Genomic DNA, 13,124 nt, shown 5'->3' with positions numbered 1-13,124 from the left:
TCGTCAGGCTCCCTGGAGAATCAATGCGCCCTGCTCGCTCATCACGCCGCCAGTACCGGAGACGTAGACGTTGTCGCAGCGCGAAAGCTGGCGTTCACCGGCAGTACCGGCAATCTGGGTGACCGCTTCGATCACCTGGGACATACCACCGGCCGAGCCTGCCTGGCCGAAGCTAAGCTGGCCACCGTGGGTGTTCATGGGGAAATCGCCGCGCCAGGTCAGGTCATGCTCGCGCACAAACGCCATCCCCTCGCCCTTGGCGCAAAAGCCGGCGTCTTCCAGCGTCAACAAGGCGGTGATGGTGTAGCAGTCGTAGATCTGTGCCGCATGGATGTCCTGCGGCGTGAGCCCGGCCATGCCGAAGGCACGCTGCGAGGCCGGACCAATCGGGGTGTGGAGCATGTCGTTGGCATAGGACGGCGACTTGTACGCCAAGTGCTCGCCGAAGCCGGTGATAAATGCCGGACGCTTGCGCGCCCGCGCCGCCACTTCCCGCGAGGTGATGATCAACGCCGCGCCACCGGCTACCGGCATGACGATTTCCAGTACATGCAAAGGGTCGGCGACTTTCTTGCTCGCCAGCACCTGCTCGATGGTCAACGGCTGGCCGAAGAACATCGCCTGTTCGTTGACCTGGGCATTGCTGCGCTGGTCGACGGCAATCTTGGCCATGGCCCGCGGGTCATAACCGTACTGGGCGGCGTAACGCTGGGCGATCATCGCGTAACCGGTGTTCTGGCCCATGTGCCCGTACGGCAGGTCGAACTCCGCCTCCGGCGCGCCGTAGGCCGTGCTGTGTCCGCCGAAGCGCATGGCGCGGGCCATCCAGCTCGGGTCTTCATCCGGCCCCAGCGGCGCCATGCGTGCTGGCAGCACGCAGAGTACCGCCTGACACACGCCCAGTTCGATAGCGGCAGCTGCCCGCCAGACCATACCCACCGCAGTGCAGCCACCGAGGTCGACGACTTCGGCGAAGTTCAGTTGCAGGCCCAGGTATTCCGCAGCCATGGCCGGCACGAATACCGAGGCCTCGTGAAAGTGCGGACCGTTGATCACCAACCCGTCAATGTCCTCGGCGCGTAGCCCGGCATCACGCAGGGCCTGAGCGGCCAGGTCGGCGACTTGTTCAAGGTGAAACATGCGTGGCGCAGTGGCGTACTTTTCCGGCTTGTACTGCGCGGTGCCGACAATCGCGGCGTGTCCTTTGAGTCCCATAGATCCCCCGGTTGCAACCCTGTGAATGGGTGGGAGCGGGATTGCCCCGCTCCCACGGCTTAGAAGGTGTACTTCATCGAAAAGGTGGCGTAATCACGGTCGGCAAACGGCCGTTTGACCGCGTCCGGTTCGCCCAGGTAACCGATGTAGGCCAGGGCCACTTCCAGGTTGCTCAGGTACTTGAAGGTGGTGCCGACACTCAGGCGTCGGTCGCCCTGCATCCCGGAGATGCTTCCGGACATGGGTGTGGCGCCTTCGAACACGTTGGAGAAGCGCACTGGCACTTCCAGATCCCAGCCCTGGAAAACTCCCGGATAACTGAACGAGGTGCCGAGGGTGTAAGCGCTGGCGGTTTTGCTGCGCCAGGCAGAACTGCTCTTGTAGGTATAGTCATCGGAGTCTTGCACCAAGGGTGCCAGTGACGGCAACAGGTTGACGCCTTGCAGGTTGCTCGCCGCCGAGGCGGAATCGACACTGTCGGCGCGGACATGAATGATTTCGGCGGTCAGGGTGGTCTGGCTGGCCCAGGGACGGTCACCAAGGATGCGCATGGCCGAGAGTTGGTATTGCTGGCCCTTGCCCTTGGCCGGCACCGCGCCCAGGCCAGTGTTGACCATGATCGGGGCGCCATCGCGGTACGACCATTCGGCGCCTATCTGGGTTTCACCGAGTTTGGTCGACAGGCTCAGACCGGTGAGTTTGATGTCTTCAAAGTACTTGACCCGGTAGCCGTTGGTGGCAAAGGCGAATTGACCATTGCCCAGTGGCACCGGGTCGTAACCGACCATCGCGGTGGCCGGGTTCTTGTCGTGGTAATTGACGTGAAACAGTGCCAGCTCAATCGCCGGCACCGGCCGGTAGCGCACTTGCACACCCCACTGGCCACTGTCGCGAGGTTCGTCAGTGCCACGGTACGGCACGGTGCCGTTGGCGGTGCGGATAAATTCGCGGCCCGGGCCGATAACATCGCTGCTGGATAGGTAGCTACCTACCGGCGCCAGTTCAGTGCCCTTCCATTCGTACTGCACGTAAGCACCGAAGGTGATCTGCGGGTTGATCCGGTAGGAAGCGGAGAACTGCCCCACCGGCAACAGCACTTCCTTGACCTCAACCCCGGGCTGGTTGGCCTTCACCGCGTCGGAGGGGTTCTGCACGCCGTTGACACCCGGGTAGTACAGGCTCTCACCCCAAGACTCGATATGCCGCCCGGCCTTGACGTCGAGCATGGTGTCGTTGTCAAAACGCCAACCGCTGAACACATAGGCATCGAGCAGGCGGGTGCGGCCACCGCTGTAGTATTTGGTACGGCTTGTGAATTCGTCGTTGCGCCCGTCTTTGTTCACGGTATCCGGCGAATCGTTGTCGTTGTCCTGGTGGTAGACATCGTCATAGAAGGTACTGGCGCGCACCACCGCGCCGTAGTTGTCCTTGCGCAGGATCATCTCGCCCAGCGCGCCGATGCGGTTGGTGGTCAGGCTGCCTTCGTTGAAGTTGCGGTTGGCATCGTCGGCGTTGAGGGTCATCAGTCGGTCGCTGGGTTTGCCCAGGCGCACGCCCATGCCATAACTGGTGGTCACCGACCAGTCGATGGTCGTACCATTGTCGAACTCGATGGTTTCCCCCGACCACGCAGGCGTTGTCGCCAGCGCCACGGCCACCGCCAGGCCAGCGGCCTGGACACCGTGTGCGCCAAGGCCAGTACAGTTATTGTTGTTCTTGTAATTCACACTGACTCTCCTGAAGGGCAACCGCAAGGCCGCCTGGACTGTTCACCATGGCCGTGTCATTGGCGTGCTCAGAACACCTGCTGCGGATCGGGTGCCTTGGCCCCCGTCGGAGCTCGCCGATACCGCAGCAGCCCCCCGCGTTCTTCGCGCACCAGGGTGCCTTCGGCCATGAGGTAATTGGCATGCGCCAAGGTTTCGCCCAGTGCCATCAGTTCGTCGAAACGTCCTGACAGCGTGGGAAACAACACCGCCATCAGCTCGAGCGCGCTGCGCGGCTCGGTGCAGTTGGCCAGCATCCGCGCCAGATGGCCCTGGTGATGGGCCACCAGTTGATCCAGGCGCTGGTGCAGGTTGAAAAACGGTCGCTCGTGGGACGGCAGCACCAAGACGCTGTCAGGCACTGCCCGCAGGCGTTCAATCGAATCCAGCCAGTCACGCAGTGGATTGGCCTGCGGCTCGGTGGCCTGGACGCCGACCGTAGAGGTGATGCGCGGCAGCACCTGGTCGCCGGAGATCAGCAGGCCGTCAGCGGCGCTGTACAGGCAGGCATGCTCAGGCGAGTGACCATTACCGATCAGCACCTGCCAGCAACGGCCGCCGATCGTCAGCTGACTGCCCTGGCGCAAACGGCGAAAGCCGGTGCAAGACAAGGGGCGAAAATGCTTGTTCTGCACCGCGGCAAAAAACTCGCCGGCCTGCACTGCGCTGAATCCGGCCTTTTGGTAGAAGTCAGTAAAGGCCCAGGGTGGCGCTGGCTCAGCTGGCACCTGCACATGCAGCCACTGGAACTCGCCGGCCGTCATGTACAGCGGGCACTGAAAACGCTCGCTCAACCAGCCCGCTACACCTGCATGGTCGCTGTGAAAATGTGTGCAGATCACCGCCAGCACCGGTCGCCCGTCAAACACCTGACTGAACACCTGCTCCCAGACAGCAAAGGTCTGCGCCGTGTTCATGCCGGTATCGACCACCACCCAGCCGGCTTCATGCTGCAGCAGGTACAAGTTGATGTGGTCAAGGCGAAACGGCAGCGGCATGCGCAACCACAGCACCCCGGGAGCCACTTCGCACACCTCGCCACTGGCCGGTGGTTGCGGCCAGGGATAGCGCAGGCCATCGCGCAGTTGCGCGCCGTTGGCGTCCAGATCAGCCATGGTGGGCACCTGCGAACGGCTGCAGACCGGCACGCTGCAGCGCCTCTGTCGAATAGGGCTGATAGCGGCGGGCCTGTTCGTCGCGGATGAACAGCGGGTCCTGGCAGGCGGTAGGGCAATAGCCCTGGCGTTGCAGGTCGACCTTGCGCAGCTTGAAGGTGCTGGTCAGATCGGCGGCGGCACTGACCCGCACAAACACCGGCGCGGCATAGCGCGGTAACACACGTTCGGTGAGTGCGTAGAACACTTCGGGGTCAAAGCGTTGTCCCGGTTGCATCAGCACGGCGGCCATACCGGCGCGGCCTTCGTGGCCAGGCACCTGTACGCCGTAGATATTGATCAACTCCAGGCCCGGCAGGTCACCCAGTGCGTCGGCCACTTCCTGGGTCGAGACGTTTTCGCTCTTCCAGCGGTAGGTGTCACCGATGCGGTCAACGAAGTAGCAATAGCCATCAGCGTCCTGGCGCAGCAGATCACCTGAACTCCAGTAGGCATCGCCTTCACGCAGCACATTGCGGCGGATCTTGCTCTCACTGGCATCGGCACAGGTGTAGCCTTCGAAACGGCCACCGCCGATGTCCGGGTGATCGACGATAAAGCCCATGGCCTCCCCCACCTCGCCGACGTCGCAAAGCTGATAAAAGCCCTGTTCATCACGTGGATGGCACGCGTTTTCAATGTCATAGCGCACCAGGCGCAGGTTGGTGCGACTCCAGTCCGGCACCCGGCCGCAGGCACCTGGGTAGTTATCGACATTGATCAGGTTGGCGTTGGCTTCGGTAGCGCCCCAGCCTTCGAAGATCTGAATCGGGCCGAAGCGTTCAACCCAACGCTGCCAAGACTCGGGGGTCAAGCCGGCGCCCAGCATGCAACGCAGGCTGTGCTCGTGCTCGTCGGCTGCCACGGGCTGGTTGAGCAAGTAGCGGCAGATTTCGCCGATGTACTGGAACACGCTGATACAGTGCTGGCGTACATCCTTCCAGAACTCGCGCACGCTGAACTTGCGCCGTACCACGATGCTGGCCCCGGCACGCAGTGCGGTTGAGGTCACCGACGTGGCGGCGGCGCCGTGGTACAGCGGCAGGCAGCAATAGAACACATCGTCGCAGGTGGCCGGCAGGGTCACCTCCATGACATCACCGGACGACATCCAGCGCATATGGCTATAGCGCGCAGCCTTGGGCAGGCCGGTGGTACCGGAGGTGAAAATCAGCAACGTGGTCGCCTGGGCCTCGATCTCGCCGCGCATGTCGCGCGGGAAGGTCGTAGCAGGCGCGCTGTGCAGGCGCGCGGCAAAATGGCCATCAACCCCTTTGGGCAGTGCACCGTTCCAGGGATTTTCAGCATCCGGCAGCAGCCAGTAGGCCAGCGACGGCAGGTTATCAGTGGCGTGCAGGCTGGCCAGGCACTCCTCGCCGACCACCACCGCCTTGGCGGCGGTGGTGGTCAAGGCATGCAGCAGCGCCCGCCCGCTGACCTGGGTGTTGATGAACGCCACCACCACACCGAGTTTGACCAGACCGAACCAGGTGTAGAAAAAGGCCGGGCGGTTCTCCATCAGCAGTGCACACACATCCCCGGCGCGCAGGCCCTTGGCATAAAAGGTGTGCGCCATCTGGTTGGCGCGGGCGTCGACCTGGGCGTAGCTGAACGCTTGGCCGGCATAAATCAGAAACGGCCGCTGGCCGTGTTCGCGCACTTGCTCTTCAAGGCGGTCGGCCAGGGTGTAGCGGTCACGCGGCTTGATCTGTGCGCTGGCGGCGGCACGCCGATCGAGCAGCGCCTGGGTGTGCTCGCGCGGCAGCGGCGCACTGACCGTCAGATTGCGTTGCGCCGAGGTCATGGCGTCACCTCCAGGCTATCCGCCTGATAGGCCGGGTAATCCGAGTAGCCACGGGCACCTGGGGTGTACAGGGTGTGACGGTCGAAGCTGGCCAGCGGTGCACCGCGTTGCAGGCGCTCGACCAGGTCGGGGTTGGCGATGAAGTGCCGCGCGAACGATACCGCCGCGCCCTCTCCCGCCTCCAGCGCCACCCGGGCTGAATCGCCATCGAAACCGTCGTTGAGGATCAGCGCGCTGTTGCTGTGCTGACGCGCCAAGGCGAACGCGTCGAGGCCCGCCACAGGCGAACGCATGATGTGCAGATAAGCCAGCTGCAGCGGTGCCACGGCCGTGCACAAGGCCACGGCCGTGGCTGCCGGATCAGCGTCCTCAATGTCGTTGTAAGGGTTGCCAGGACATTGGCGATAACCCACCCGGCCAGCACCGATGGCCGCGGCCATGGCTTCGAGCACTTCCTTGACGAAGCGCACGCGGTTCTCGACGCTACCGCCGTAGGCGTCCTCCCGTTGGTTACTGCCCGAGGCCATGAACTGCATCGGCAGGTAACCGCTGGTGCAATGCAGTTCAACCCCGTCAAAACCGGCTTCGCGGGCATTGAGCGCCGCCTGGCGGTACTCGTCGATCACGCGGTGAACATCATCCAGGGTCAGCGCCTGTGGCGTGTCGGTATCGACCATCCCCGCTGCGTCGGTGAACAGCCGGGTTTGCGCGCGCAGCGCCGAAGGCGCCACGGTCGGCGCGCCCTGCGGCTTGTTGTGACGACTGGCGGCACGGCCAACGTGCATCAACTGCAAGACGATGCAACCACCACGCTCATGCACCGCGTCGGTAACCTTGCGCCAGGCGGCGATCTGTTCACCACTGTAGATGGCCGGCGTGCGGCAGTAACCCAGGCCACTGGCCGACGGCGCTGTGCCTTCGGCGACAATCAGCCCGGCACTGGCGCGCTGGCGGTAATACTCGACCATCTCGACACCGGGCAGCGCGTCACTACCGGCACGGCTGCGGGTCATTGGCGCCATGACAATGCGGTTGGCCAGTTGCAGGTCGCCCAGACGCAGCGGCTCGAACAAGATGCTCATGTCAGCTCCTTCACTTCTTGGAAATTTCCGGTCGTGGCAGAATCACGCTGCACGGCGGCAGGGATTCGCGTAACGCCGAAGATGGCCCGAATGATTGACCCACAGCTGACACGAAACATCGTCCGTCAAGACTAGTTTTGCTGGCCGGCCTGAAGTCGACAGAACTGGTCTGAACGGACGATGAAATACCTGGCACAACCCCCGACGATCAGCCGACTAGAACAAGACCGGGAGCACCCGCTGTGAACACCTCGACCCCTGTTACATGGCGCACGCACTACGCGTTGTTCGTGCTCGCCGCGATCTATGTCTTCAACTACATCGACCGCCAACTGATGGCGATTCTGATTGAGCCGGTCAAGCTCGAATTCGGGATCTCCGACACTGGCATTGGTCTGCTGTCAGGGGTGACTTTCGCGGTGTTCTACACCCTGTTTGGCTTTCCCTTGGGGCGCCTGTCTGACCGCATCGGCCGCAAGCCGGTGATTGCCCTGAGCTGCATCGCCTGGAGCTTGATGACCATGCTCTGCGGCGTCGCCGGCAGCTTCCTGATGCTGGTGCTGGCGCGCATCGGTGTGGCCGTGGGTGAGGCTGGCGGCACCGCGCCGTCGGTGGCCATGGTTTCCGACCTGTACCCGGCACGGCGCCGCTCCACCGCCCTGGCGGTACTGATGCTGGGTTCAAGCCTGGGCGCGATCGTGGGCCTCGGCCTGGGTGGCTGGATTGCCCAGCACCACGGCTGGCGCCTGGCTTTCCTGCTGATCGGTGCACCGGGGATCTTTCTTGGCCTGTTGTTATTGCTCACCGTACGCACGCCAACGCTCACCCCGGTGCCTACGCACCTGGCCGCTACGCAGCAAGAAGGCTGGTTGAAAACCTTGCAGGCGTTGCTCAAGACGCCGTCGTTCCTGTGGCTAGTGCTGACGGGCGGTGCCGCGGCGATTGCCGGCTACGCCATTGGCACCTGGAGCCCGAGTTTTCTCATCCGCTCTCACGGTTTGAACATCCAGCAGGCCGGCTTTCTGGTTGGCGTGGTCGGCGGCACTGGCGCCACCCTCGGCACCCTGGTCTGCGGCATGGTTACCGACCGCCTGGCCCGCCGCGACGTCGGCTGGCAAATTGGCGTACCACTGCTGGGCACCCTGATCAGCATCCCCTTCGCCCTGGCCTATTTTCTCTGGCCACAGGGTACTGCACTGCAGATTGCCGGCATCGACGTGCCGGTGGCGTTCCTGTTCTACAGCGTCTTTGCCTTTTTTGGCGTGTGGTGGGCAACACCGTGCCTGGGTGCCATCACTCACCTGTTCCCAGCCACCCGCCTGGCCCAGGCAACCGCTATTTTCGTCATGTCGATGACCTTGCTCGGGGTGGGTGTCGGCCCGTTGCTGATCGGCATGCTCAGCGACTTTTTCCTGCCAACGTTGGGGGCTGAGTCATTGCGCTATGCACTGGCGGCGTCAGTGTCGATGCTGGTGTTGGCGGCGGTATTTCTGGCGTTGGCCTTGCCGGGTTACCGTCGCCAGTTGAAAGCACCGGTGATCGAAACAGTGTCGAGCGCTCCGGCAACCGCTTAAATCCATCCACCTGTAGGCGCCGGCCTTGCCTGTCGGTACCTACAGCGTCAGCAGCTTGATTACCCCCAGATGCAGCGGATAAAACCAATAACCCCAGCGCCCTACCCGCCAGACCCGCCCGCCATACTGGCCCCGCAACATCCACAAGCCCACCGGGGCGGCTACCAACGCCGCCGCCAGTGTCATCAAGGTAATCGGCTCAAAGACATTGGCCCGCAGCCAATGGTTGGTCAAATTGGCCAGCGCTGCCACAAAACCAGGCACCAACCAGGTGCCCCAACCACCGCGTAGCGCCATCAGAAACGCCGAAGGCAACAACACCCCCGGCCAGCCATACATCAGTACATCCGACACCAGCAGTGCCATCAGCAGCGTGCCCAAGGCAATCCAGCGCATCACACGCAGATGATGGTGAACACCCCACACCACCAGCAACCCCAGGGTCAGCGTGGGCATGATGTTCAACGTCCCGGTCCCGACATCCAGCACGTGATAAGGCCACTCGGACAACACCGAAAAGGCCAGCATCCAGCCCAGGTAACGCGCATTGGCCGCCGTGAACAGCTGCCCTGGCACCGTGCGCGCCACATTGGCAGCAATCCCCAGGCAAAACAGCGGAAACGCCAGACGGCCGATGATGAACAGCCATTCGGCCGTCGGCCAGATAAAGCGCAGGTGATCGGCAACCATGGTGATCATCGCCAGCCACTTGACCAGATCCAGACCTGCAGAACGCGCTGAGCTCATGAACGTCCTTTCAATGCCGAGGAAGTCAGCCCACAGCGTAAACGAAAAGGCCCACGCACACCTGGAGGGTGTACGTGGGCCTGTTGGCGTATATGGATTAAACCTGTGGGAGCCGGTCTTGCCGGCGATGGGATCGGCGCGGTGTCAACTGTTGCGCGGTGCCTGCATCGCTGGCAACGCCAGTTCCCACCGATGACATCAGTAGTCGTAGCGATCCACCGCCCGGCGCCGTTCGTTGTCATCACGCATGTCGTAATTGGCAGTGGTCTGAATATTGGTGTGGTGCGCCAGTTTCTGTGCGATCGACAGGTCGTGCTCTTCGATCACCCGGGTGATAAAGGAACGGCGAAAGTCGTGGGGCATGATCTTTACCCCAACCTGGGTGCCACGCTGGCGTGCAATGTAGTAGATCGCATGTTTGGTGATGCGCTCGCGGGTAATGTGGCTGCCACGCCGAATACGGTTGAACAGAAAGTCATCATCCGCTTGGCCTTCGGGCAGTTGTTCACGACGAAAGGCCAGCCAGGCGTTGAGTTTGTCAAAGGCCCAGGTCGGTGCGTATTTGATCAGTTGCTTGTTGCCTTTACCCAGTACCTGCAAGCTGCGCTCGTTGAAGTCCACCTGGCTCAGGTCAAGGTTGACCGATTCGGACTTGCGCATGCCGGTGCCATACAGCAAGGCGATCACCGCTGCGTCGCGCAAGCCCTGGGGCCGTGGGTCGGCGGCACAGGCGTCCATCAGTTCACGGATCAAGCTGCGTTTGAGGTTGCGGCCGCTGGGTAGGCGTGTGCCCTGCGCTGGCTTGACGGTGCGGATGCGCAGCAGTTGGTCCTGGCTGATCAACCCCAGGCGCCAGGCTTCGTTCATCACCCCGCGCACGGCGTTGACGTACAGCGACGAGGTGTTGGGCGCATAACCATCGGCGCGCAACGCCGCCATCAGCGCGGTGACGTGACCGGGCTCAAGCTGGTGCCAGGGTATGTCGCTGATGTCGCAATCCTCGAAGCCCAAGCGGTCGGCAGCGTCCTGGAGGATGTACTTCATGGTCAATTGGCTGGAAGGCGCCAGGCGCGCGAGGTATTGCAGCAAGGGGTTTTGCAGTGAATCGGACAAACCGGGAATCCTGTAGAGCTGAGCTGAGGGCAAAAACGGCGGCGCGACATGATGCCCCTGAATGGCACGGGTCGAAATGACTCACATCATGACCAGGTCATTGATTGGCAAGCCATTTATAGCTAAGACACCTAGGGATAGTACCTCATCACGCCCTTTGGAATCGATTGAGGGCAATATCATGGCCACCTCAATCTTCACCAAGCGCCTGTCCAGGCTTGAGGCTACAGTTGCTCAAGAACCCTTGGTTTAGAGGCAGCATGGCTTTTCATCGACTGACCCGCAGCCACCCCCGCCTGAGTATCGCCGCTCTCGTTGGCCTGCTGTGCGGCTGGCTAATACCGGCAAACAACTGGATAGAGCATGTGCTGATTGGCTGGAACAGCGGCGTGTGGCTGTATCTGCTGTTGATTCTATGGTTGACCCTGGGTGCCAGCACCGAGAAAGTCCGCAAGGTGGCCAGCATTGAGGATGAGAACGCGGGCCTGGTGCTGTTTACCGTCAGCATCGCCGCCATCGCCAGCCTGGTGGCGGTAACGATGCAACTGGCGGCAGGTGTCAAGCTCGAAGGGGGCCCAACCGCGCTGCAGTTAGCCTTCACCGCCTTCACCGTCGCCGGCTCCTGGTTGCTGATTGGCACCATTTTCAGCCTGCACTACGCCCATATGTTCTACACCGCTAACGAGCACGCGCCGCTACTGCGCTTTAGCGACGGCGAACGCCACCCCGACTACTGGGACTTCCACTACTTTGCCTTCACCCTCAGCGTGGCGGTACAAACCTCGGATGTCGGTGTGGCCGGGCGGGAAATGCGCCGCGTGGTGCTGGCACATTCACTGGTGGGGTTTGTGTTCAACACCGCGATTCTAGGCTTGACCATCAATATGGCCGCCACCTTGATCAACTGATGGGCACTCTTCCAGCACCTGCACAGCGCAGCGGGCAATACGCTGGCAAGCCTGTTCGAGACGCTCACTGTCCATCACCAGACCCAGGCGCAAATGCCCCGCCGCGCTGGGGCCAAAGGCATCGCCAGCAAGCACGGCCACGCCGTGCTCCTCCAACAATCGTTCGGCAAAGGCTTGGGCGCCGAGGCCCGTCGCACGAATATCAATCATCACGAACATTCCTCCGTCCGGCTTGTGTACGTCAATGCCCGGACAACCGGTGAGGCAGGCACAGACTCGGTCACGCCGTTCGCGGTAGGTGTCACGCATCTGCGCTACCTGTGGCAGCTCCTGTTCCAGCGCCAGTTGCGCAGCGTCGAGGATGAAGTCCGGCAGCCCGTAGAGCATACACAGCGCCAGGTTGCTCAAATGCTCGCACAAGGCCGGCGTAGCGATGACCCAGCCCACGCGCCAGCCAGACATTGCATGGGACTTGGACAGGCTATTGATGGTAACGCAGCGCTGCGCCATGCCTGGCAGGCTTGCGGGGCTTACGTGCTCGCCCTCGTACAGCAGCTGGCTATAGACCTCGTCGCAGATCAGCCACAGGTCATGTTCAATGCAGACCTGCGCCAGACGCTCCCAAGTGTGCCTGGGCACACTGACCCCGGAAGGATTGTGTGGGCTGTTGAGCAGCAGTGCCCGGGTTCGCGGCGTAACCCGCGCGGCGATGTCGGCCGGGTCGAGGCGAAAGCCCTGTTCGGGGCGAACCGGTACCGGTATCACCTTCGCCGCACACGCGCCGAACACCGCCTCGTAGGTGACATACATCGGCTCGACAACGATAACCTCGCCCCCCGGATCGAACAGGCACTGGGCGACAGCGTACAAGGCGCATTGCGCTCCCGCCAGTACCACTACCTCGTGCGGACCAACCCGCTGGGGACTATGGCGCATCTGCTGGCGGGCAATGGCCTGACGCAAGCCGAGGCTGCCACGCACGTCGGAGTAATGGGTATGGCCTGCGCGCAGGCTGTCCACGGCGGCCTGGACAATGGCCGGTGGCGTATCGAAGTCCGGATCGCCAATCGACAGCAGGAAAATCTCGCGCCCTTGTTCCTGCAGTTCCAGCGCATGGTAGTGAATGTTCCAGGCGGCAGCACCGTCACCGGCGATACGTTGGGTGAGCGTTGAGTAGCGCATGACCGTCTCCTTGACTGGACCTGGGCTGCCATTGGTCTGAAAAATCCCAGGCGAGCATCCCAGCCGACTGTCGGTAAAAATAGCAGAACGCCGACACTGGCAACGGCGAAACATTGTCGGCAAACGTTTGCCGATATCAGCTGTGCACCAGACTTATCAAAGGCGAGCGAGAACGACTTCAAAGAAACGACAAACTGTCATCAGCAACAGCAGACACTGACGGCAGCAGTGCTATGTTTAGGTTTCTCGCAGGTCGTCAGGACCTTAAACCCATCACGCTCCGCTCCCCTGTTGTTCACCCCTACAAGGAGGCCGGAATGAACAAGCTGACGTTCCCCAACGCCTGTCAGGTGATGCGCTGGTATTTTCATCCGCTGGGCTTCGAGGCCAGCATGGATGCCCCGCGTAGCATGGTCGCACGGTTGTTTGACCGGGCCACAGGTGAAACCCTGTTGGCCGTCGCCGGGATTCCCTGCGCCACGCTCATGGCCGCTGCCGATGTCGAACGGATCATCGAAGCCGTCGAAGCTGAGCTAGACGCCTTCGAGCCCTCCTGTAACCTGCGCGCTGCGGGTTGAA

11 protein-coding genes are annotated in these 13,124 nt (G+C 62.3%); 3 read left to right on the top strand and 8 right to left on the bottom strand.

Annotated features, from left to right (window positions below; genetic code table 11):
• Window positions 1-3: 3 nt before the first annotated feature.
• The 5 genes from CX511_RS12455 to CX511_RS12435 form a co-directional block, all read right to left on the bottom strand.
• Complete coding sequence (locus tag CX511_RS12455) at window positions 4-1,215, bottom strand: thiolase family protein (protein WP_045190051.1); 1,212 nt, start codon at window positions 1,213-1,215, stop codon at window positions 4-6.
• Window positions 1,216-1,274: 59 nt separating this feature from the next.
• Window positions 1,275-2,942: a DUF1302 domain-containing protein gene (locus CX511_RS12450; protein ID WP_101291992.1), complete on the bottom strand. Its 1,668-nt coding sequence runs from the start codon at window positions 2,940-2,942 to the stop codon at window positions 1,275-1,277.
• Window positions 2,943-3,010: 68 nt separating this feature from the next.
• On the bottom strand, window positions 3,011-4,096 hold the full coding sequence (locus tag CX511_RS12445) for an MBL fold metallo-hydrolase (RefSeq protein WP_101291993.1): 1,086 nt from the start codon (window positions 4,094-4,096) through the stop codon (window positions 3,011-3,013).
• Window positions 4,089-5,939, bottom strand: coding sequence for a long-chain-acyl-CoA synthetase (locus tag CX511_RS12440; protein WP_101291994.1), 1,851 nt, complete (start codon window positions 5,937-5,939; stop codon window positions 4,089-4,091). The genes CX511_RS12445 and CX511_RS12440 overlap by 8 nt, the downstream gene beginning before the upstream one ends.
• Entirely contained in the window at window positions 5,936-7,021 is a 1,086-nt protein-coding gene (locus tag CX511_RS12435; RefSeq protein WP_101291995.1) for an alkene reductase, read from the bottom strand. The genes CX511_RS12440 and CX511_RS12435 overlap by 4 nt, the downstream gene beginning before the upstream one ends.
• A gap of 242 nt (window positions 7,022-7,263) precedes the next feature.
• On the opposite strand from CX511_RS12435, the gene CX511_RS12430 reads away from it, so the two are divergent.
• Window positions 7,264-8,595 (top strand): spinster family MFS transporter, encoded by a 1,332-nt coding sequence (locus CX511_RS12430; RefSeq protein ID WP_101291996.1) that lies wholly within the window; start codon window positions 7,264-7,266, stop codon window positions 8,593-8,595.
• A gap of 39 nt (window positions 8,596-8,634) precedes the next feature.
• Here CX511_RS12430 and CX511_RS12425 read toward each other — a convergent pair whose 3' ends face one another.
• Window positions 8,635-9,342, bottom strand: a complete 708-nt coding sequence (locus tag CX511_RS12425; protein ID WP_101291997.1) for a TraX family protein — start codon at window positions 9,340-9,342, stop codon at window positions 8,635-8,637.
• 198 nt (window positions 9,343-9,540) lie between these two features.
• Complete coding sequence (locus CX511_RS12420) at window positions 9,541-10,455, bottom strand: site-specific integrase (RefSeq protein WP_101291998.1); 915 nt, start codon at window positions 10,453-10,455, stop codon at window positions 9,541-9,543.
• 260 nt (window positions 10,456-10,715) lie between these two features.
• On the opposite strand from CX511_RS12420, the gene CX511_RS12415 reads away from it, so the two are divergent.
• Window positions 10,716-11,363: a DUF1345 domain-containing protein gene (locus CX511_RS12415; protein ID WP_101291999.1), complete on the top strand. Its 648-nt coding sequence runs from the start codon at window positions 10,716-10,718 to the stop codon at window positions 11,361-11,363.
• Here CX511_RS12415 and CX511_RS12410 read toward each other — a convergent pair.
• Complete coding sequence (locus CX511_RS12410; protein ID WP_101292000.1) at window positions 11,322-12,545, bottom strand: pyridoxal phosphate-dependent aminotransferase; 1,224 nt, start codon at window positions 12,543-12,545, stop codon at window positions 11,322-11,324. The genes CX511_RS12415 and CX511_RS12410 overlap by 42 nt on opposite strands.
• 317 nt (window positions 12,546-12,862) lie before the next feature.
• On the opposite strand from CX511_RS12410, the gene CX511_RS12405 reads away from it, so the two are divergent.
• The gene (locus tag CX511_RS12405) at window positions 12,863-13,123 is read left to right on the top strand and encodes a DUF1652 domain-containing protein (protein WP_045190068.1); all 261 of its coding nucleotides are present in this window, start codon (window positions 12,863-12,865) and stop codon (window positions 13,121-13,123) included.
• Window position 13,124: the final 1 nt, after the last annotated feature.

Origin of the sequence: Pseudomonas sp. S06B 330 (genome assembly GCF_002845275.2) — a bacterium.
In the GTDB taxonomy this organism is placed as follows: domain Bacteria; phylum Pseudomonadota; class Gammaproteobacteria; order Pseudomonadales; family Pseudomonadaceae; genus Aquipseudomonas.
The sequence above is the reverse complement of the archived record's forward strand: the minus strand, read 5'-3'. Positions and strand labels throughout refer to the sequence as shown.